We start from the raw sequence: 22324 nt of genomic DNA on the forward strand, positions 1-22324 counted from the left end.
TTGGCTAGGTGCTGAGGGCGTAGGCTGGCTGAGTTCTGCGAGCAACTTTTGCTGCCGTTAGGCCAATCCTCAGCATAAAAATCTCAAGATATGAAAAAACGTGTTGGCATAAAGAAGTGATAAATAACCAGTTTCAGATATTAACTTGCGGCTAACGGTGATTTTTACTGCTAAACAGCCGTTTTCAGCACTCAGTCTGGCCTATTAACACTGGAACGCAACTCCCGCTATCACGCTTCTGTTACGCCGAATCACAGTGAAATAAGCAACTCTCGAGCCAGGTTGCTAACGCATAAGAAAAAACCATTATGTTAGGACGATGTAACGAAATTATTTGGCCACTTGCGTAAAATTTATTGGAAATGGCATAAACCGCCGGCAGCTACGGGATGGCGGTTGCACCTAGGCGGTGCCACTCTGAGGGGGCGTGGTGCAAAAAAGAAACAATTTGAATCGGTTGCGCGGTGGATGACTCGTGTAGGCGGCGAATAGCAAATTAGCAAGGGGGATATTTAGCACTAATTGAAATATATAGAGAAATAAAAATGTAAAAAAATGACTAAAAAATCCTATTTGGACCTGTTTTTACCTTAACCGGCGGTTTTCTCCAGCTCGCACCACAGACGGGATTGAGTGAGTTATCCACCATTCCTGTGGATAACCTTGTGTATTAGACACAAAAAACTAGTCGCAAGCGAGAGAGGACGCGGCTTATGCCCCGGTTGTCTGGATTCTCTTCTTTTTCTAAATATACATAAATTACAATAAGTTAATTAAAATCAAGACTTGAGTATTTAACACTGGTGGTTATGTGTGATCTTTAATCAATTTGTTTTACAGAGGTTAACAACTGCCTCTTTCTGGGGATAAATGGGGTATTGTCATGCAAATGGCAATATGGAATCGAGATAACGGAGGTGTCGTGCCAGAACCAGCGCTCTTTTCCCTATATTTATACTTGATGCTGGTTTTATATCCAGTATCATAGCAGTGGAAAAAATCTGGGAGGCTCGCATAATTAGCTTCCTAACCGCGCGTGATTCTCCATCGGGTAGCTAATTCATGAGTAAATTATTCAAACTGCATTCTGAGTTTAAGCCTGCTGGCGATCAGCCGGAGGCGATCCGTCAACTGGAAGAAGGTCTGGAAAATGGCCTGGCGCACCAAACGCTGCTAGGGGTTACCGGCTCGGGTAAGACTTTTACCGTGGCGAATGTGATCGCCGATCTGAATCGGCCAACCATGATTTTGGCACCCAATAAGACGCTGGCGGCACAGCTGTATGGCGAAATGAAAGAATTTTTTCCTGATAATGCGGTGGAATATTTCGTTTCCTACTACGATTATTACCAGCCAGAAGCCTACGTCCCCAGTTCTGATACTTTTATCGAGAAAGATGCATCGGTAAACGAGCATATCGAACAGATGCGGCTTTCAGCCACCAAAGCCCTGCTGGAGCGGCGTGATGTGGTGGTGGTGGCCTCGGTTTCTGCTATCTACGGTTTGGGCGATCCGGATTTGTATCTGAAAATGATGCTGCATCTGACCAAAGGAATGATTATCGATCAGCGGGCGATTTTACGTCGGCTAGCGGAGTTGCAATATGCCCGCAACGATCAGGCGTTCCAGCGCGGGACTTTTCGGGTGCGCGGTGAAGTGATTGATATTTTCCCTGCCGAATCTGATGAATTGGCGCTGAGAGTGGAGCTATTTGATGAGGAAGTGGAGCGATTATCGCTGTTTGATCCCCTGACGGGCCAGCTGCATCAGGAAGTTCCGCGTTTTACCGTGTATCCGAAAACTCACTATGTCACGCCGCGAGAACGTATTTTGCAAGCGATGGAAGACATTAAAGTCGAACTAGCGCAACGGCGTAAGGTACTACTGGAGAACAATAAACTGGTAGAAGAACAGCGTTTGACCCAGCGAACCCAGTTTGATTTGGAAATGATGAATGAATTGGGATACTGCTCCGGGATAGAAAACTATTCACGTTACTTATCCGGGCGCGGAGAGGGAGAGGCGCCGCCGACGCTGTTTGACTATTTGCCTGCCGACGGTTTGCTGATCGTGGATGAATCCCATGTGACTATTCCGCAAATCGGCGGTATGTACAAAGGGGACCGTTCGCGGAAAGAAACGCTGGTGGAATACGGCTTCCGTCTGCCGTCGGCGTTAGATAACCGCCCAATGCGCTTTGAAGAGTTCGAAGCGTTGGCTCCGCAAACCATCTACGTTTCGGCAACGCCGGGCAAATACGAGCTGGAGAAATCCGGCGGGGAAGTGGTTGAGCAGGTGGTGCGTCCAACCGGTCTATTGGACCCTATTATCGAAGTACGGCCTGTAGCAACCCAGGTGGATGATTTGCTGTCCGAAATTCGCAAGCGGGCGGCGATTAACGAACGGGTACTGGTCACTACGCTGACTAAACGTATGGCCGAGGATTTGACCGATTATCTGGTCGAGCATGGCGAACGGGTACGTTATCTGCATTCTGATATTGATACCGTCGAGCGGGTCGAAATTATTCGTGACTTGCGCCTCGGTGAGTTTGACGTGTTGGTAGGCATTAACTTGCTGCGAGAAGGTCTGGATATGCCGGAAGTCTCGCTAGTGGCAATCTTGGATGCGGATAAAGAAGGCTTCCTGCGCTCTGAGCGCTCATTGATTCAGACCATTGGCCGGGCGGCGCGTAACCTAAACGGTAAAGCGATCCTTTACGGTGACAAAATCACCGCCTCGATGGAGAAAGCCATCGGTGAAACCGAACGTCGTCGGGCGAAACAGCAGGCGCATAACGAAGCCTTGGGCATCGTTCCGCAGGGCCTGAATAAGAAAGTCGGTGATATATTGCAACTGGGTCAGCCTTCTCTACGTGGCAAAGGCAGAGGTAAAGGCGGTAAGGCGGCGGCAGAAAGTGCGGCCAACTATGATGCACTGACGCCGAAGGCGCTGGATCGCAAGATTAGCGAACTGGAAGCGCAAATGTATGTCCATGCGCAGAACCTTGAATTTGAGCAGGCGGCTGAATTGCGAGATCAGGTACATAAATTGCGGCAGCAGTTTATAGCTATTTCATGATGTCGGGTTGTTCAGAAAGTGAGCCGTTAGTGGTGGATGCTATAAATCGGGAATTTCTGCTTGTCGCATCCGTCATTCCTGATTAATGTGTGCGGCTGATAAATTCGTCACCTAATAACATGTGAGATATATAATGAGCGACCACTTGTCGAAAGATCCTCTCCACGGAATTACGCTGGAGCAATTATTGACCAAGCTGGTGGAGCATTATGGCTGGGAAGAACTGGCCTATCGCATTCGCATTAACTGCTTTATCAGCGATCCCAGCATTAAATCCAGTTTGAAGTTTTTACGCCGAACCCCTTGGGCGCGCACTAAAGTTGAAGAACTGTACATTCATATGACGCAAAAACCGGTGTGGATGAAAGACGTCAACTGAGCGTTTTTTATTCGGTTGACTTTAGCCCTTCAGGCTCGCGAAAGCGGGCCTGATTTGTTTTATGCTATGGGAGTCTGGTTTTATATATAAGCTGAACCTATGAAATAGCTTCCATAGTTGTGCAATGATGTATTTTTATTTCACTGTTTTTTCATTAGTTTTATTAACAGATAAAAGTTTTACTTTTTTATTTTTTTTGTTTGTTTCATGTTAATGATTTATCCTCTTAAGATATTGTGGATATTTAAGAAAATGCAAAAAATAAAAAGAATATTTTACCGCTGTATATAGGCATGCTTTCTGTGGTGAATTGTTTATTCTTGACCGTAAATTACTTTGCCGATATTGTCTTGAAAAATTAATACATTATATCCTTAAATTAAATAATGGCTTTAGCCGTTTTTTTTGTTTTTATTATTTAGCGACGCTGTGGGTTTATCTTTTATTTTATATTGCAGTTATGGACGGTTCAAATGAATGGAATCTATAAACCCCATTTATTATTTTCTATTTTTATTTTAACGCCAGCCACATCATTACAGGCGAAACCTGTTGAAGATGAACACCAGTCTTACATGGAGGTTACAGGCCAGATTTTTTCGCCAGGAAACATGCTGCGCAGCTCTTATCAGCAGGAACAGGGCAAACTGGCCAAAATTGCCGGCGGAACAAATCTGATTACGCCAGAGGATGAGGGGCGTCTGGGGACTTTGCAGGACGCACTGGATTATCAGCCGGGTTTGGTGATACAGAATTTTTTTGGCGGGGTCGATCAACCGCGGTTGAATATTCGTGGCTCTGGCGTGCAAAGTGCGCCTTTGTCACGGGGTGTTACTTTATTACAGGATGGCCTACCGTTAAATGATGCCGACGGCGGTTTTCATATTAGCCTGTTGGAGCCTCGCGAAAGTAAAATTATCACTGCGCGGCGAGGAGCAAATGCCACCAGTCCGGTGAGCAACGCGCTCGGCGGCGAAATTGATTTTATGTCTTATACCGGTGCCGATGAAAATGGGCGGGCACGCTACGAATACGGTAGCTTTGGTCGCCACGGATGGCAGGGCGCGCTGGGCGGTAGCGAAGGCAATCTGGACGGACGTATCAGCGTGAGCGGCGATCGTTTTAGTGGCTATCGGCAGCATTCGTCTTCACGGCGAAATGCGGTTAGAGCCAATATTGGCTATGAAGATGAGAACTTTGCCAGTCGAACTTGGTTCAGCTGGACCGATCTTGCTTTTGACGTGGCGGGTTCTTTGTCTCAAGAGAAAGTTCAGACCGATCCGCGTTCGGTTTTTCCAATGGTATGGACGCGCGATCCTCACCGTAACGTCGAACAGGCTCGAATCGCCAATCGCCTTAGCTGGCGGGGCGAAGATTGGAAAAATGAGCTGGGCGTTTGGGCACAGCACACCCATGATAACTTTGTGACGCCGGTGGTCTACGTGCTCAGCGCTGGTAACACTTACGGCGCGCAGTGGCGAACCGAGCTACAGCGGGGGGATTGGGATTATCGCCTTGGGGCCTCGGCAGAACGCTCCGATATGGAGCGAGATTTACGGCAAAATCGGCGCGGGACGCCCGATAATTTCAAGTTGCTCGGCGCGTACACCATGCTGGCAGAAAATCAGAATCTGGCTTTTGGTGCCGGCTGGCAGATAACAGAGCAATTACGCGTTGATACCGATTTGAAAGGTACGCATTCCGTTCGCAATGCCAAATCCCGCGATAAGCGCAATGGGCTGGATCAGGATTGGTATTTTCTCTCACCTAAATTGGGAGCCGTTTGGTTCACCGGCAGCGATCTGCGTTGGTTTACCAGCCTGAACTGGAGCCATGAAGCGCCGAGTTTTCGTGAGATTATCTCCAATAAAGGCGAGCTGACCCTGCTACGCCCGCAAAAAGCCGTGACGTGGGAAGTGGGAGGTGAAGGTGCGTTAACCCGCAGCCTAAAATGGGATGTGACGCTATATCGCAGCCTGATTGACGATGAGCTGATTACCACTTATGACAGCGAAGGTCATTCGATAGGCACTTTTAACTACGCGGATAAAACCCTCCATCAAGGGGCAGAGATTGGGCTGAAAGGGCATATTCCGATCAGTGATAACAGTATCGAATATCGTCTGGCATGGACTTATAACGATTTTCGTTTCCGTGGCGGAGAATATAGCGGAAAGCGAATTGGCGGTATTCCGAAGCAAATTATTGCCGCAGAGGTTTTATATAAATGGAATAACTGGAGTATTGGGCCAAATCTGCATTGGTTGCCGGAAATAACGCCGATTGATCATCTTAATCGCACGGACATACAGGCTCGCGATAAATATGCGGTATGGGGAATGAAAGTCGATTATCGCCATCCTGACGGCTGGTCTGCTTATCTCAGTATGGATAATTTGACCGACAAACTTTATGCCACTGCTTCGGCAACGGAGCGAGAAGTAACATCGAAAAAGAGTAATACACTATTTCCTGGCATGGGGAGATCAATTAATGGCGGAGTTACCTATAGTTTTTAGCGCTAGGCAACTTATCACGCCCATTTTTAATTTACTTTATTAATATTTTTAGGGCATGGGGTAAGTGCCATCACGACCTTACTCTTTATTTTAACGGCGCTATCTTAACAATGAGTATTCTAAAACTCGCGATTATTGAATAATGCATCGGATGCTGAGATGAATATAAAATTGCAGTTGTACAGTTTTTTTATTTTATTCGGATTTTTATGGTTTCCGACAATTTGTTTAGCGGAAAATAATAGTTTTATTGATATGAACCAACGTGCGGTTAGTTTACTTGAACCGGTCAAGCGTGCGGTGGTTATTCCAATACCGGCAGCGTCATTACTGGTTAGCCTTGACCGTAGCACTCAGCGTCTGGCCGGTATTCATCCTTTTGCCAAAGTTGCCGCGCAGGAAGGCATGCTGAGCCGCATGTTTCCTGAAATCGATCTTTTACCCAGTGACACAGTTGGTGCGGGTTTTACTCCCAATATTGAAACCTTACTGGCCGCGCAGCCTGATTTAGTCTGGCAATGGGGGCATTTGGGCGATGATATTGTTACGCCTATTGAGCTGGCGGGGCTAAAAGTGGCGTTAATTTTGTATCCGTATCACGACGATAGCCGGATGCAGCAGTGGATAACACTGATGGGACGCTCCATTGGTCAGAATGAAAGGGCGCAGCAAATAATTGCCTGGCGTCAGAGAACGTTAGCTGAAGTGACACAAAAAGTGGCGCAAATTCCGCAGCAACAAAAAGTCAGAGTACTTTATCTGTCGCGCTTCCTTTCAGAAATACACACCATCGGTAAAACCTCCCACACTAACAGCGATATTCAGCGCGCAGGTGGGCTGAGTATTACTGCGGATTTTGGCGGCGCTCGCACCATTAATCAGGAACAAATTATGGTGTGGAATCCAGACGTTATTTTATTGGGCAATTTTGAGCCTGGGCTTCTCCCTCGTCATATTTATCAAAGCCCGGCCTTAGCTGAAGTGGCTGCAGTGAAAAATAAGCGCGTCTATAAAATCCCTATCGGCGGTTTTATCTGGGATGCGCCTAATCAGGAAACGCCGCTGTATTGGCAGTGGCTTTCCATGGTGTTTTACCCCGATAAGATTTACTGGCCGCTGCGTTCGGAAATTGTTCGCCAGTATGATTTTCTTTATCGCTATCAGCCTACAGATAAGGAGTTGGATAGCATTCTGCAAATGGACGCTAATAACGTGACGAAAGAATATAGCCAACGTTTCAAGGACAGAGAATGAATATTTCCAGCCGTATATATGGACGAAATAAATTTTTCTGGTTAATAACTCCGGGTCTATTGCTGGCCGTCATGTTGCTTGCATTGTGCTCCGGACGTTATCCGTTATCCGCCGGGAAAGTCCTCGCTATTCTGGCATCATCCTTTATTTCAACAGAAAGTCTGGCGGAGTTTGTTCAATGGACACCTATTGAACAACGCGTGGTGGAGTTTATTCGTTTGCCGAGAATGCTTATTGCGTTGCTGACCGGCGCGGGTTTATCGGTTGCCGGAGCTGCGCTTCAGGGGATATTTCGTAACCCGTTGGTAGGGCCGCAAATTATCGGCGTATCCTCAGGTGCGGCTTTGGGAGGCGCATTAGGAATAGTTTTATTTTCCTCGCTGATGATGATTTCCGGCCTGGCTTTTATTGGCGGCTTTTTAGCTATTTTGCTGGTTTATTTTCTCAGTCGCAGTAGCGGAGCCTCCAGTATTTTGATGCTGATTCTGGCCGGCGTGGTGATTAGCGCCTTTTTCGCCGCGTTAATTTCTTTAGTGACCTATTTTGCCGATCCGAATAATACCTTGCCGGCGATTGTTTTCTGGCTGATGGGAAGCTTTGCCACCGTGACATACCACAAGCTAGCCTTGGCTACTTTACCGGTACTTTGCGGTTTAGCGCTGCTTTATGCTCTGCGGTTCCGTATTAACGTGCTATCGCTGGGGGATGAAAATGCCGCCGCGCTGGGCGTGCCGGTGGAGAAAGTGCGTTGGCTGGTGTTGATTTCTGTTGCGCTGATTACTTCTGCCACCGTAGCCGTGGCTGGCACTATTGGTTGGGTCGGATTAGTGGTACCGCATATTGCCAGAATGCTGGCTGGTCCTGATCATCGCCAGTTGCTGCCTGCCTCGGCAATCATTGGCGCAATTTATATGATGGCGATCGATACGCTTTCCCGCAGCGTGAGCAGTGCAGAAATTCCCTTAGGTATCATGACTGCCTTGATAGGAGCGCCGGTGTTTGTCTGGCTGCTGCGGCAAACTCAGCAGAAAGGATGGACTCATGATTAATATCGATCGGTTGACGTTAATCCGAGGAGAAAAAACGCTGTTTGAACGACTTTCCCTCCAGATAGAGCAAGGCAGCGTAACCGCTATTCTGGGCGCGAATGGACGAGGGAAAACTACGCTTTTACGCCTGATCATGGGCGCGATTAAGCCCACTTCGGGCCAGATTTCCGTTGCTGCGAATATTGGCTATGTTCCGCAGCAGGAAAATGCGGTTTTTCCTTATAGTGTCAGAACTATGGTGATGCTGGGGCGAGTGCGACACATGGGCTGGTTTGCTTCGCCAAACCGGCGCGATAGCGAAGTGACTCAGCAATGTCTGGATTGCTTCGGGCTGTCGCCGTTGGCGGATAAACCGGTGAATCAGCTAAGCGGAGGCGAGCGGCAGTTGGTGAGTATTGCTCGTGCGTTGGCCAGCGAGCCTGAGATTCTGATTCTGGATGAGCCTGCTTCGGCGCTGGATCTGGCAAATCAGGACAAAGTGCTCAGCGGGCTGCGGGATTTATCCGCCCGTTTGGAGATGACGGTGGTGTTGACTACTCATTCTCCGTTACACGCGCTGCATATTGCCGATCGGACTTTGTTGCTTTATCCGCAGACTGACGGGGAAGACACGCAGGTAGCAGAGCAAACGAAGGGCGTCGCCTTTGGCCTAACGCGGGAGGTGGTAACGGATAAGAATCTGACGCAGCTTTATCAGTTGCCGGTACACGTAGATAAGTTGGATTTTGCGGGAAAAACTCGGGATATATTTATGCCGTTGTTTAACTGATCCAGCGTGTTCTGTCGGACATAAGCCCGGTAAATACCGGGCTTGAGAGGTTTAACCGAGTTTTTGCAGCGTTTGCTCCAATGCCTGACGCAGTAATTCTCGATCGTGACGATAAGGAATATCCTTAGCTTCCAGCGGCTGCTGAGTCACGATACGATCTTGTACACCGCTAGTGTCTACCGTTGGGCTAACCACTACCGCATCAATCATTTTACGACCGATTTTGCTTTCCATCATCGCCAGCTTGTCCTGTAACGTCAGAGCGGCGGCGGCCACGCTGAGTTCCTTACCAAGATTACCAATGTAAATCATGCTGGCGGAGCTACGGCGCAACGCCTGAGTTAAATCATCCAGCAACAACAACGGCATCAGGCTGGTTAAAAAGCTGCCGGGGCCGATCAAAATCAAATCGGCCTGACTAATGGCTTCAATGGCTTCTCGCGTAGCGCTAACGTGGGGAGACAGCGTCATTTCCTGCGGCATATGGGTCAATTGGTCAATATTGACCTCTCCATAAACCGGGTGCCCTTCGTGATCTAACGCCTGTAAATCCACCGGCTGCTCGGACATCGGAATCAGCCAGGCGTCCACTTTTAGCAGGCTGCGCAGCAGATTGATGGCTTCCATCGGCCTGACACTCAAGTGATCCAGCGCCTTTAACATCAGGTTTCCGAGATTATGGCCGGATAATTCACCATTACCGCTAAAACGGTACTCAAACATGGCAGAAGCAACGCTGGGTTCAGTAATCAACTGGTTCAGGCAATTTCGGGTATCACCCCAGGCAATACCGCCTTCAGAGCGGCGAATTCGGCCAGTAGAACCACCGTTATCGGTGGTAGTGACGATTCCTGTCAGGCGTGATCCTAATGGAGAAAGGGCTGACATAACCCGGCCTAAACCGTGGCCACCACCGAGTGCAACGACTCGATCCAGATCGGCTAATGTGCGATTTCGCATAAGTTTCCTATCGATTTGCCCCAACCCGGTTTATTTATCAACCAAAGGCATAAAAATTTGCCATAAGTTAACGGATTTATGGCAAAAACGCGATAAAAGCCGCAGTTTCCGTGATATTGGACAAGAATTTATCCCGCGAATGATTTAGCCTTCAAACCTCGTTTCATGGTCTGCTAAGTCGTTGTATATAAAAATATATAGCGCAAAGACCCGATTGGCTATCCCGACGTTTTAGCGCTAGAATCCTTGGGAAAACCACGGTTTCTCCTGACAGTCTTTGGGCCGTCGCTGAAATCAAACTCCTAGCCTCTGTGTCTACGTTGCTCACGCAATATGATGCTTTGGCCGTGGCATTGAGCCACCAGGGTGCGAGGTAGAAATGCCTGCATCTCCCGTATTTGGAAAGGTGTTATGGTACCGCAACTGACCGACGCATTTGCGCGCAAGTTCTATTACTTGCGCCTATCGATTACTGACGTGTGCAATTTTCGTTGCACCTACTGCTTGCCCGATGGTTATCAACCCAATGGGGTGAAAAGCTTTCTGACGCTGGATGAAATTCGGCGCGTCAGCCGCGCTTTTGCCGAATTGGGGACGGAAAAAATCCGTCTGACCGGCGGCGAACCTTCCATGCGACGCGATTTTACCGATATCATTGCTGCTATCCGTGAAAATCCGGCGATCCGCACGCTGGCGGTGACGACCAATGGTTATCGTCTGGCTCGCGACGTGGCGGCGTGGCGCGATGCGGGGCTGAGCGCTATCAACATTAGTGTCGATAGTCTCGATCCGCGCCAATTCCATGCCATTACCGGGCAAGATAAATTTCATCAGGTCATGCAGGGCATTGATAAAGCCTTCGAAGTCGGTTTTGAGAAAGTCAAAATCAACGCGGTATTGATGCGTGATGTCAACGATCGCAGCCTGAAAGCCTTTCTGGACTGGATAAAACCGCGCCCGATTCAATTGCGTTTTATCGAACTGATGGAAACCGGTGAAGGGAGCGAGCTATTCCGTAAACACCATGTTTCCGGCGGAGTGATTCGCCAGCAGCTACTGGAGCAAGGTTGGGTGCAGCAAGACCGTGCACGAAGCGACGGCCCGGCGCAGGTTTATCGTCACCCGGAATATCAGGGTGAGGTCGGCTTGATTATGCCGTATGAAAAAGATTTCTGTGCCAGCTGTAACCGCCTGCGCGTATCGGCCATCGGCAATCTCCATTTATGTTTGTTCGGCGAGCAGGGGATTCCTCTGCGGGATTTATTATCCGGCGATCTGCAACAGGACGAACTGAAAGAACGTATTCAAAGCGCGTTGCAAACCAAAAAACAGACTCATTTTCTGCATCAAGGCAACAGCGGTATCACGCAGAATCTCTCTTTTATTGGCGGTTAACGCGTTGGCGCATTGCGCTATATCAGGAGTATTTATGACCCAATTAACTCATATTAACGCCGCCGGCGAAGCCCATATGGTGGATGTTTCTGCCAAAGCCGAAACCGTGCGTGAAGCCCGCGCGGAGGCGTTTGTAGAAATGCAGGCCACGACGCTGGCGATGATTATTGATGGTAGCCACCATAAAGGCGATGTGTTCGCCACGGCGCGCATTGCAGGTATTCAGGCGGCGAAGCGAACCTGGGAGTTGATTCCCCTGTGTCACCCATTGATGCTGAGTAAGGTGGAAGTCAATTTGCAGGCTCAGCCAGAGCACAATCGAGTCCGAATCGAATCTTGCTGTCGTTTGACCGGTAAAACCGGCGTAGAAATGGAAGCGTTGACGGCCGCTTCGGTCGCCGCATTAACCATCTACGATATGTGTAAAGCGGTGCAAAAAGACATGATTATCGGCCCTGTGCGTCTGCTGGCGAAAAGCGGCGGGAAATCCGGTGATTTCGAGGTAACAGTATGATTCAAATTCTCTTTTTTGCGCAGGTGCGCGAGCTGCTCGGCACCGAGAGTTTACAGCTGGTGGCGGAATATCCTACGGTGGAAGCGTTGCGCCAGGCTCTGTGTCAGCGTGGTGACCGCTGGCAACTGGCTTTGGACGAAGGAAAATTGCTCACGGCGGTGAATCAATCGCTGGTCAGTTGGGATCATCCGCTGTCTGCTGGAGATGAAGTGGCCTTCTTCCCGCCGGTAACCGGAGGCTGAGGATGGAAAATACTCGCATTCGCGTCGGCGCGGAGCCATTTAACGTCGGTGATGAATATCAATGGTTGGCTCAGTGTGGCGAGGACGGCGCCGTCGTGACTTTCACCGGCAAAGTGCGTAACCATAATTTGGGCGATAATGTTAGCGCGCTGACGCTAGAGCACTATCCGGGGATGACGGAAAAAGCGCTGGGAGAAATTATCGCCGAAGCCCGTGAGCGCTGGCCGTTGCAGCGAGTTTCGGTGATTCATCGTGTGGGATCGCTGTATCCTGGCGAGGAAATTGTGTTCGTTGGCGTGACCAGTGCTCACCGCAGTGTGGCCTTTGAATCAGCAGAGTTCATCATGGATTACCTGAAAACTCGCGCGCCATTCTGGAAGCGCGAAGCGACTCCCGCGGGTGAGCGCTGGGTCGAATCTCGCGATTCTGACCATGAAGCGGCCAAACGCTGGTAAACTCATGTAAATAATGCCCTAAAATGCCTATTTTAACTCCTAGGGGGCGGGCTGTTTTGTGGTAATCTTAGGACCAGGTGGGCCGTCAAGGACGGTCTGTATCATTGTTCACATGCAGAAGGTAATTACCATGGGCCACTATCCACGCTCTAATGGTTCGATTGTCGAACGTGCTAACACAGGCATTCAGGCATATATGGCGCAGGTATATGGCTGGATGACCTGTGGTCTGTTATTAACCGCCTTTGTGGCTTGGTATGCGGCGAATACGCCGGCTATCCTCCACTTTGTTTTCTCTAGCCAGATTACGTTCTTTGGCTTGATTATTGCTCAGCTTGGTCTGGTATTTGTTATTTCCGGTATGGTTAACCGCCTGAGCGGCACCATGGCCACCAGCCTGTTTATGCTGTATTCAGCGCTTACCGGTTTAACGCTTTCCAGCATTTTGATCATGTATACCGGCGCTTCTATTGCTAGCACATTCATTATTTGTGCTGGGATGTTTGGTGCCATGAGCATTTACGGTTACACCACCAAACGTGATTTAAGCGGTATGGGCAGCATGCTGTTTATGGGGCTGATCGGTATCGTGTTGGCCTCACTGGTTAACATATGGCTGAAAAGCGACGCGTTAATGTGGGCCGTGACTTACATCGGTGTTGTGGTGTTCGTTGGCTTAACCGCTTACGACACGCAGAAATTGAAAAATATGGGCGCTCAGTTGGACGCTAACGATAAAGACGGTTTCCGTAAGTATGCCATCGTTGGTGCGTTGACCCTGTATCTTGATTTCATCAACCTGTTCCTGATGTTACTGCGTATTTTCGGCAACCGTCGTTAATTTGGGTGATTGAGGGCAGCGTCAAAACCATTCATACGTTACGCTGTGATTGAAAGACAAAAAGGCCACCTTATGAGGTGGCCTTTCTTTTGAATGACAACGGCGGTGATATTTTTTCGATGATTAGTGTTATCTATCAAATTGTAAATCAGAATAGTTCCGCTCTTTTCCCCTCATTTCAATAGCCACATCTTGCCCATCAGGCAATTTTACGTCTGAACATCCCGTAAGCGGCGCTGCCCGTTGTCGCGGTAATCACCAATAAGGGCCACAGGCTGTGCCAGATAATATCGAAGCTGGCATCCTTCAGGTAAATCTGTTTGGTGATATCAGTAAAGTGGCGGATAGGATTAATCCAGGTGATGTTTTGTAGCCACACCGGCATATTTTCCACCGGCGATACATAGCCGGAAAGTAGTATGGCAGGCATCATAAACACGAATACCCCGATAAATGCCTGTTGTTGAGTCGAGCACAGCGATGAGATCAGCAAGCCAAACCCGACCAGCGATAGCCCGTAAATCAGCATGGTGCCGTAGAATAGTGCCAGCGACCCGGCAAAGGGAATTTGGTAGAAGAAAATGCCGATAAATAGCACAATTGAGGCCTGAAAAGTCGCGACAATCAGCGCTGGCACCGCTTTACCGATAAATATCTGCCAGGTGGTAAGCGGTGATACCAACAGCTGATCTAGCGTTCCCTGTTCCCGCTCACGTGCTACCGACAGCGAAGTTACTATCAGCACGCCGATGGTGGTAATCATCGCAATCAATGACGGAACCACAAACCATTTATAATCCAGATTCGGGTTATACCAATTTCGTACTACCAGTGCGCTGTTATTCGGTTTTATCTGTCCCTGCGTCAGCTCGTCCTGATAATTTTGAATTATTTGCTGAATATAATTGGCCGCTATCTGGGCACTGTTGGAGTTACGTCCGTCCAGAACTAGCTGCAATGGCGTGGTGTGTCCGTTGGCTAAATCGGCGCTGAACTGCTCGGGAAAACGGATCAGTAATAGTGCGCGCTGGTTATCAATCGTTGGTTGGATTTCCTGCGGGCTATGGAGCAGCAAAACGTTAGAGAATGCCTTCGCCTTGGCGAAACGCTGCGTCAGTTCAATTGATGCTTTTCCGCTGTCTTCGCTATAAATAGCGATGGTAGCATTAGTCACTTCTAGCGTGGCGGCGTAGGGGAACAGCACCACCTGTAAAATAACCGGCATAATCAATATTGCCCGGGTTTGCGGCTCCCGCAGCAAAGACTGCAATTCTTTGATAATCAAAGTATAAAGACGATGAAACATCATAGCTCCTTGCTCAGTCGAGTCGGCGTTGGGTTTTCCACGCCGTCAGGCCGATAAACACAATGGCCGAAGCGATCAGGAATAACAGGTTAATCCACAGCACTGTGCCGATATTTCCGGCTAAAAACAGGGTTTGCAGGCTGCTGACGAAGTAACGAGCGGGGATGATATAAGTCACGGCCCGGACTATCGCAGGCATACTATCGATCTCAAAAATAAAACCGGACAACATAATTGATGGCAGAAATGCCGCATTCAGCGCCACCATGGCTGCGTTAAACTGGTTGCGAGTCACGGTAGAAATCAGCAGCCCCATGCCTAAAGTGCTGGCCAGAAACAGGCTGGTCATGACGAATAAAATCCACAGAGAGCCGCGATAAGGCACCCCGAGGATAAATACCGAGACCGCCATACACAGCACCATGGCGATCATACCGAGGAAGTAGTAGGGAATAAGCTTGGAAAGCAATAGCTCGCTACGCGTAACCTGCGTGGAGAGCAGGGCTTCCATGGTTCCGCGCTCCCATTCGCGGGCAATCACTAGCGAGGTCAAAATAGCCCCGATTACCGTCATAATAATGGTAATCGCACCGGGAATAATAAAGTGCTGGCTAATTGCCGCTGGGTTAAACCAATAGCGCAACTGCACATCAATCAGTGGTGCGTTGGTTTGCCCTAGATTTTGCGATTGTTGTTGCTGCCAGATTTGCCAAATTCCTTGCGCATAACCTTGCACAAAGTTGGCCGTATTAGGCTCGCTGCCGTCGGTAATCACCTGAATTGGAGACGTATCTAATGGGCGATCCAGCCGTTGGGCAAAATCATTGGGAATAACGATCAGCCCGCGAATTTTCCCTGCTTGCATTGCCTGAATCAGCGCCTGACGGTTATCGCTGATTTGGGCGGCAATATAAGGCGAGCCGGTAAAGGCGTTGGCCAAATCCTGTGCCGGCTTGCTTTGCTGCTCCATCAAAATGCCGACATGTAGTTTGCTGGAATCCAGATTGATACCGTAGCCGAATATAAAAAGCAGCATGATTGGGATGACAAAAGCGATCAGGCCACTACTGGGATCGCGTAAAATTTGTCGGGTTTCTTTGCGGCACAACGCTCGCAGGCGTCGCCAGGAAAAACCGGTATCCTGATAGGTTTCGCTGTTATCTATCGGAGCGGCAGGGTGCTCAGACATGGCTCTGCTCCTTATCGTAGTTTTGTACTAACTCGATAAATGCCTGTTCCATGGAAGGATTAGGGTTATCGTCGCGGGCGACCTGCTGTTTCAGCTCATCTGGCGTTCCGGCGGCGATGATTTTCCCACGATAAACCAGACCGATACGATCGCAATATTCTGCTTCATCCATAAAGTGCGTGGTGACCATGACGGTGACGCCTTTGTCAACCATGCCATTGATATGTAACCAGAATTCGCGGCGAGTCAGAGGGTCGACCCCGGACGTGGGTTCGTCCAGAAACAGAATGTCTGGTTCATGCATCAGTGCGCAAGCCAGTGCCAAACGCTGTTTAAACCCTAGCGGCAGAGAATCCGGCGTTTGATTGAGAATCGACGTAAAGTTAAAGGCTTCGGTCATATCACGGATTTTATCCCGCTGTACCTTGCCTTGCAGGCCATAAACACCGGAGAAAAACTTCAGATTCTGCGCGACGGTCAGGTTGCCATACAGCGAGAATTTTTGTGCCATATAGCCCAAATGCTGGCGTGCCTTGCCTGAACTGGTTTTCAAATCCATGCCCAGTACCAGCGCTTTACCTTCACTGGGAACCAATAGCCCACACATCATTTTAAATGTTGTAGATTTCCCCGCCCCGTTAGGGCCGAGCAGCCCAAAGATTTCACCGCGTTTTACCTGAAAATCAACGTGATCTGTTGCGGCAAAATCGCCAAATTTTTTCGTCAGCCTCTGAGCTTCAATCACGGTTTCAGTGTGATCGCCGCTGACCGTCGGCATGATTTTCGCTAAAGCGGATTCACTTTCTGGCCCACCGCCGAGCAGATCGATAAAAGCATCTTCAAAGCGCGGATCGGCCTCTTGAATCTCAGTGGTTGGCTGGTTTAACTGCTGCAAGAGCTGTTGGCGATCGGCATCGGGTTTAAGAATCAAACGGACATATTTACCCTGAATGACTCCGTCGCTGACCAGCGGTAGCGTTAATGCCCGCTGTAAAAGTTTTCGGTTAGTGCCGTTTTGCGCTGACAGCAGAATAGTGCGGCCGCTCATACGTTGGGTAAGATCTTGAGGCGCACCGCTGTATAGCAATTTACCTTCGTTAAGCAGTAGCACCTCACGGCACTGTTCGGCTTCATCCAGATAGGAGGTACTCCAGAGAATCAGCATGCCGTCACTGGCCAGTTCGTGCACCATGCGCCACAGTTCTCGGCGGGAAATAGGATCAACCCCCACGCCCGGTTCATCCAGCAGTAAAACCTGAGGTTGGCCGACCAAAGTACAGGCTAAACCGAGTTTTTGCTTCATCCCTCCGGACAGTTTTCCGGCTAATCGATCGGTAAAGCGCGTCAGATCGGTAAAGCTGAGTAGACGATCAAAAGTCTGACGTCGTTGCTCGCCGGTGACACCGCGCAGGTCGGCGTACAGCGTCAGGTTCTCCATCACCGTCAAATCTTCGTATAACCCGAATTTTTGCGGCATATAACCAAGAATTGAATGCAACTGGCGATCGTTTTTAATTGGGTCCAGACCTACCACTGAAAGCTGGCCACTGCCGGGTTTCAACAGTCCGGCTAGCATTCTCAGCAGAGTGGTTTTCCCTGCGCCATCCGGGCCTACCAATCCGGTAACTGCACCGCTGCGTATTTCCGTGGTTAAACTGGCCACGGCCGGATGATCCAGTCCAGGGAAGGTTTTCTCTACCCCATCCAGAGTAATCAAATGCTGTACTTCAGCCATGACAATGCCTCTCGATTAAGGTTGTGAGAAGCGAATAGTCACCGGCATACCCTGACGCAATTCTTCATCGGCATCGGTAACAATAATGCGCAGGCGATAGACCAGATCGGTGCGTAAATCGGGCGTTTCAACGGTTTTCGGGGTGAATTCCGCGGTTGGAGAAACGAAACCTATCTTACCGTGATACGGCTTATTGGGCCGGCTGTCGGTATACACTTCGATTTCCGCGCCCGGTATTGCCTGACCTAAATGGCGCTCATCCACATAGGCGCGAATCCAGACCGGAGTGGTTAACGACAGGGTGAATACGGTGTTGCTGGCAGACAAAATGGTGCCCGGTTCAACGGCCCGGGTCAAAATAGTCCCGGCAGAAGGTGAGGTTAGCGTGGTGTCATGCAGGTTTAATTGAGCCTGCGCCAGTTCAGCTTCCGCCTGTGCGACATTGGCTTCAGCCTGAGCAATTTCCTGCGGGCGATTGCCGCTCAGGAATTGGGCCAGTTTATCTTTGGCCGCTTGCAGCGCAGCCTGCGCCTGATTACGTGACGTACGCGCATCTTCCAACTCGTTAGCGGAGGTGGCTTTTCTTGACCACAAACCCTGCTGACGTTTTAAATAGCTATCGGCGTAGTTAAAGGCTGCTACTTTTTGCGCCATTTCGGATTTTACCTGTGCGATTTCCTCCGCTCGATAACCGGCTTTCAACAGCGCGAGCTGCGCTTGCGCGCTGGCAAGATTAGCCTTCGCCTGATTTAACGCATTGTTATACGGGCCCTCATCCAACTGACCAAGACGTTGACCCGGCTGGATTTTATCGCCTTCATCGACATCCAGTGAGGCCAGACGACCGCCGACACGGAAGCCCAGATTCACCGTGCGAATATCAACGTTGCCATACAGAGTGAGCGTTCCATTTTGCTGTTGGCGATAGTAGCTCCATCCATATAGTGCCGCCGCAATGACGGCGATAACGACGACTATCACTGCAATACTCTTGCGATTCATAACATTCCCTACCTGCAAACATGTAATTATTGCTGCGCCGCCTGATGCCGCAGCCCGTTGAGAAGAAGGTCGATATGTTCGATAAGCACCTGATTTATTAACTTATTTTCGGCATTGCCAATGTCGTTCCAACCCGCCTGATAGCGTATGGTTTCCCGCGCCATGCGAAATGCCAATACTTCGCCCAATAATGCATGGGTATGAATGATGGTTTTGGTAGCAAGAGCGTCAGCGCCAATGTAATTCGCCAACAATAAATTAAGTTTATGGTGTAGTGGGGCAATCGCCTGTTGATGAATCAATGGATAGGCTTCGGTAGGGGAAAGCTGTTCCCGAGCCATAATTTTGCTCAGATTAATGGTTTCCGGCTGAGTCATTAAATGGCTGAATTGCAGCACACCCTGTCGCACATAATGTAACTGTCGTTCAGCGCATTGCTCGGATGGCGGCGTTTGCAAAAACTGGTCAATTTCGGCCGCCAGAGGCACGAAAGCCTGACGAATAAAATCCGCAATCTGCTGCGCTACCGCCAGATAGAGTTTTTCTTTGGAACCAAAGTAGTAGGTAATAGCAGCAATATTTTGGTCTGCTCGCTGGGCAATATCGCGAGTGGTCGCTCCTTTCAAACCCAATTCCCCAAACAGCTCGGTGGCGGCGCGCAGTAACTGTTGCCGTGCCTGTTCACCGCGCAACGTTACCGGAACGTTGGAATGGGGCATGATAAAGTCTCCCTTATGGATAGAATGAATTTACGCTAAAGCCTTATGGTTAGGCTGGAAATAAATTAATCAATCATATGATTAACTTTAGGCCATAAGTATAGGCCTGTAAAGATGGGGAATAGGAAAGGATCTTTGACTGGCGTAAGGCAATTTTTCTACAGTTTTTACCTATAAATTCATCTGATTGTTTAAATATCTCATGTTTTCACAAAAATCTGATATAATCCGCCTCAATGGTGCACTGCAGTTTGTGCCAATCCTCGTGGTAAAGCCTCATTTAATACCTCGTCTGATCATCTTCCCTTGAAACTGCACCTGACTGAATTGTTAGGATGGGGAAGATCTGGAGTTTCTCGTAATATGTCATTTGATACTCTCGGCTTAAACGCCGATATCCTGCGTGCAATTGAAGAGCAGGGCTACCTCGTGCCGACGCCAATTCAGCGTCAGGCGATCCCTGTAGTGCTGCAAGGCCGTGATTTAATGGCCAGCGCTCAAACCGGTACTGGTAAAACCGCTGGTTTCACCTTGCCGCTGTTGCAAATGCTCAATGATACCGCGCAGCCGATCAAAGGCCGCCGTCCGGTACGTGCCCTGATTTTAACCCCAACGCGTGAACTGGCTGCACAAATCGGCGAAAACGTCGAACAGTACAGCAAGTACCTTAAATTACGTTCGCTGGTGGTCTTTGGCGGTGTGAGCATTAACCCGCAGATGATGAAATTGCGCGGAGGCGTCGATATTCTGGTCGCTACTCCGGGCCGTTTACTGGATCTGGAACATCAGAACGCGGTTGATTTGTCTAAAATCGAAATTTTGGTGCTGGATGAAGCCGACCGTATGCTGGATATGGGCTTTATTCACGATATTCGTCGCGTGTTGGCTAAATTGCCTGCAAAACGCCAGAACCTGCTGTTCTCTGCGACCTTCTCCGACGAAATCAAAGGGCTGGCCAGTAAATTGCTGCACAACCCAGCTTCCGTTGAAGTGGCGCGTCGTAACACTGCCTCTGAGCAAATCACCCAAAGCGTTCATTTTGTGGATAAAAACCGCAAGCGGGAACTGCTTTCTCAGATGATTGGCAGCCAGGATTGGCAGCAGGTATTGGTGTTCACCCGAACCAAACACGGTGCTAACCATTTGGCAGAACAATTGAATAAAGACGGCATTACTGCCGCCGCTATTCATGGTAATAAGAGTCAAGGCGCTCGTACTCGCGCGCTGGCCGACTTTAAAGACGGTAAAATCCGCGTATTAGTAGCGACTGATATCGCCGCTCGTGGCTTGGATATCGATCAGTTACCGCACGTTGTTAACTATGAGCTGCCAAACGTACCGGAAGACTACGTGCACCGTATTGGTCGTACAGGCCGCGCGGAACGTACCGGTGAAGCGATCTCTCTGGTTTGCGTCGATGAGCATAAACTGCTGCGTGATATCGAGCGTCTGCTGAAACGTGAAATTCCACGTATCGCACTTGAAGGCTACGAGCCGGACCCAAGCATCAGAGCTGAGCCGATCCAAAACGGTCGTCAGGGACGCGGTGCTTCCCGTCCTGGTATGGGCCGTGGCAGTGCCACCCGCTCACAGGGCGGTGCAGTTGCCGGCCGTGGTGATAGCCGCGGCAACAGCAGCAAACCTCGCAGTCAGGGTGACGGTCAGCGCCGTTCAGCGCCACCTTCATCACGTCCGGGCAGCCGTAAACCGGGCGAGTAAATCGTTCGAGCTTAGGGAAAACCGCTCATTGCCGAGCGGTTTTTTTTGTCCTAAATTCGGCTATTCCGGGCTAAATTCGCGTTATTTCTTGTCTTGTCGCAAGGTTCGCTCGTATCATTGCCGGTCTTTTTTAGGGGGTATTTTGATGCAGATATTCCCACCTTATTTTTCAGCAGGCAGGTAATCAGGTCATGCGGGTACTTTTGGCACCGATGGAAGGCGTTCTGGATTCACTGGTTCGCGAATTATTAAGCGAAGTGAATGATTACGATCTCTGTATCACCGAGTTTTTGCGGGTGGTCGATCAGTTGCTGCCAGCCAAATCCTTCTATCGTTCATGCCCTGAGTTGCATCATCAAAGCCGCACTCCGTCTGGCACATTAGTTCGTATTCAATTATTAGGCCAATACCCAGAATGGCTGGCTGAAAATGCCGCACGCGCGGTCGAACTCGGTTCCTACGGCGTGGATCTGAACTGCGGTTGCCCGTCAAAGCTGGTCAACGGTAGCGGCGGTGGGGCGACTTTACTGAAAGATCCTGAGCTGATTTATCAAGGGGCTAAAGCGATGCGCGAAGCGGTGCCCGCTCATTTACCTGTGACGGTAAAAATCCGTTTAGGTTGGGACTCGAGCGATCGTCAGTTCGAAATTGCCGATGCTGTACAGCAGGCTGGAGCCACTGAACTGGCGGTTCATGGGCGAACCAAAGAAGAGGGCTATCAGGCCGATCGTATTAACTGGCAGGCGATAGGTGATATACGTCGCAGGCTCACTATTCCTGTTATTGCTAACGGCGAAATCTGGGATTACGCCAGCGCGCAGGAATGTATCAAAGTGACCGGCTGTGACGCGGTGATGCTAGGGCGCGGCGCGTTAAATGTCCCGAACCTGAGTCGGGTGGTGAAATATAACGAACCTCGAATGCCTTGGCCCGAGGTGGTGAAGCTGCTGCAAAAATATGTTCATCTGGAAAAGCAGGGTGACACCGGTCTGTACCACGTAGCCCGAATTAAGCAGTGGCTAGGATATTTACGTAAAGAATATGACGAAGCTACCGAGCTATTTACTGAAATTCGCGCGCTGAAAACCTCGCAGGACATCGCGCAAGCTATATGCCGTTAACGGATTTTTGCTAACGGCATAACATTGACCCGAACAAAACCCCTGCTACGTGAAACGCCTCCTTCCAGCAAACAA

The 22324-nt window shown here is 49.5% G+C and carries 19 protein-coding genes and 1 riboswitch; of the genes, 13 read left to right on the plus strand and 6 right to left on the minus strand.

Annotation, left to right across the window (positions count from 1 at the left end):
* Positions 1–1062: 1062 nt before the first annotated feature.
* From uvrB to PL78_RS01755, 6 genes are all read left to right on the plus strand, one after another.
* Entirely contained in the window at positions 1063–3081 is a 2019-nt protein-coding gene (uvrB, locus tag PL78_RS01730; RefSeq protein WP_064512598.1) for an excinuclease ABC subunit UvrB, read from the plus strand.
* 133 nt (positions 3082–3214) lie between these two features.
* Complete coding sequence (locus PL78_RS01735) at positions 3215–3460, plus strand: VF530 family protein (RefSeq protein ID WP_064512599.1); 246 nt, start codon at positions 3215–3217, stop codon at positions 3458–3460.
* Positions 3461–3933: 473 nt separating this feature from the next.
* Positions 3934–5979: a TonB-dependent receptor family protein gene (locus PL78_RS01740; RefSeq protein ID WP_064512600.1), complete on the plus strand. Its 2046-nt coding sequence runs from the start codon at positions 3934–3936 to the stop codon at positions 5977–5979.
* 255 nt (positions 5980–6234) lie between these two features.
* Positions 6235–7233: an ABC transporter substrate-binding protein gene (locus PL78_RS01745; protein ID WP_120806833.1), complete on the plus strand. Its 999-nt coding sequence runs from the start codon at positions 6235–6237 to the stop codon at positions 7231–7233.
* Entirely contained in the window at positions 7230–8282 is a 1053-nt protein-coding gene (locus tag PL78_RS01750) for a FecCD family ABC transporter permease (protein WP_064512602.1), read from the plus strand. The genes PL78_RS01745 and PL78_RS01750 overlap by 4 nt, the downstream gene beginning before the upstream one ends.
* Complete coding sequence (locus PL78_RS01755; RefSeq protein WP_064512604.1) at positions 8275–9051, plus strand: ABC transporter ATP-binding protein; 777 nt, start codon at positions 8275–8277, stop codon at positions 9049–9051. Before PL78_RS01750 ends, PL78_RS01755 begins: the two co-directional genes overlap by 8 nt.
* A gap of 51 nt (positions 9052–9102) precedes the next feature.
* On the opposite strand, the gene yvcK is transcribed toward PL78_RS01755, so the two are convergent.
* The gene (gene yvcK / locus PL78_RS01760) at positions 9103–10011 is read right to left on the minus strand and encodes a uridine diphosphate-N-acetylglucosamine-binding protein YvcK (RefSeq protein WP_064512606.1); all 909 of its coding nucleotides are present in this window, start codon (positions 10009–10011) and stop codon (positions 9103–9105) included.
* Between the two features lie 287 nt (positions 10012–10298).
* Positions 10299–10436: riboswitch (molybdenum cofactor riboswitch) on the plus strand.
* On the opposite strand from yvcK, the gene moaA reads away from it, so the two are divergent.
* From moaA to PL78_RS01785, 5 genes are all read left to right on the plus strand, one after another.
* Positions 10423–11406 (plus strand): GTP 3',8-cyclase MoaA, encoded by a 984-nt coding sequence (gene moaA / locus PL78_RS01765; RefSeq protein ID WP_064512607.1) that lies wholly within the window; start codon positions 10423–10425, stop codon positions 11404–11406. It overlaps the preceding riboswitch by 14 nt.
* Before the next feature lie 34 nt (positions 11407–11440).
* On the plus strand, positions 11441–11920 hold the full coding sequence (gene moaC, locus PL78_RS01770; protein WP_064512609.1) for a cyclic pyranopterin monophosphate synthase MoaC: 480 nt from the start codon (positions 11441–11443) through the stop codon (positions 11918–11920).
* A complete protein-coding gene (gene moaD / locus PL78_RS01775) occupies positions 11917–12162 on the plus strand; it encodes a molybdopterin synthase sulfur carrier subunit (protein WP_064512611.1) in 246 nt (81 codons plus the stop codon). The genes moaC and moaD overlap by 4 nt, the downstream gene beginning before the upstream one ends.
* Positions 12163–12164: 2 nt before the next feature.
* Complete coding sequence (gene moaE, locus PL78_RS01780) at positions 12165–12617, plus strand: molybdopterin synthase catalytic subunit MoaE (RefSeq protein WP_064512613.1); 453 nt, start codon at positions 12165–12167, stop codon at positions 12615–12617.
* Between the two features lie 130 nt (positions 12618–12747).
* Positions 12748–13458 carry a Bax inhibitor-1/YccA family protein gene (locus PL78_RS01785; protein ID WP_064512615.1) on the plus strand — a complete coding sequence of 237 codons (711 nt, stop codon included), beginning with the start codon at positions 12748–12750 and terminating at the stop codon, positions 13456–13458.
* Between the two features lie 199 nt (positions 13459–13657).
* On the opposite strand, the gene PL78_RS01790 is transcribed toward PL78_RS01785, so the two are convergent.
* The 5 genes from PL78_RS01790 to PL78_RS01810 are packed head-to-tail and all read right to left on the minus strand — an operon-like array spanning position 13658 to position 19409.
* Positions 13658–14764 carry an ABC transporter permease gene (locus tag PL78_RS01790; RefSeq protein ID WP_064512616.1) on the minus strand — a complete coding sequence of 369 codons (1107 nt, stop codon included), beginning with the start codon at positions 14762–14764 and terminating at the stop codon, positions 13658–13660.
* A 13-nt stretch (positions 14765–14777) separates the two neighbouring features.
* Positions 14778–15953 carry an ABC transporter permease gene (locus PL78_RS01795; protein ID WP_064512617.1) on the minus strand — a complete coding sequence of 392 codons (1176 nt, stop codon included), beginning with the start codon at positions 15951–15953 and terminating at the stop codon, positions 14778–14780.
* Positions 15946–17688 (minus strand): ATP-binding cassette domain-containing protein, encoded by a 1743-nt coding sequence (locus PL78_RS01800; protein WP_064512619.1) that lies wholly within the window; start codon positions 17686–17688, stop codon positions 15946–15948. The genes PL78_RS01795 and PL78_RS01800 overlap by 8 nt, the downstream gene beginning before the upstream one ends.
* 15 nt (positions 17689–17703) lie before the next feature.
* A complete protein-coding gene (gene hlyD, locus PL78_RS01805; protein WP_064512620.1) occupies positions 17704–18690 on the minus strand; it encodes a secretion protein HlyD in 987 nt (328 codons plus the stop codon).
* 26 nt (positions 18691–18716) lie between these two features.
* Complete coding sequence (locus PL78_RS01810) at positions 18717–19409, minus strand: transcriptional regulator (protein WP_064512622.1); 693 nt, start codon at positions 19407–19409, stop codon at positions 18717–18719.
* Between the two features lie 363 nt (positions 19410–19772).
* On the opposite strand from PL78_RS01810, the gene rhlE reads away from it, so the two are divergent.
* Both rhlE and dusC read left to right on the plus strand, forming a co-directional pair.
* A complete protein-coding gene (rhlE, locus tag PL78_RS01815) occupies positions 19773–21128 on the plus strand; it encodes an ATP-dependent RNA helicase RhlE (protein WP_064512624.1) in 1356 nt (451 codons plus the stop codon).
* 191 nt (positions 21129–21319) lie between these two features.
* On the plus strand, positions 21320–22249 hold the full coding sequence (gene dusC / locus PL78_RS01820; protein WP_064512626.1) for a tRNA dihydrouridine(16) synthase DusC: 930 nt from the start codon (positions 21320–21322) through the stop codon (positions 22247–22249).
* The last annotated feature ends 75 nt before the right edge of the window (positions 22250–22324 follow it).

Origin of the sequence: Yersinia entomophaga, assembly GCF_001656035.1 — a bacterium.
Classification (GTDB): Bacteria; Pseudomonadota; Gammaproteobacteria; order Enterobacterales; family Enterobacteriaceae; genus Yersinia; species Yersinia entomophaga.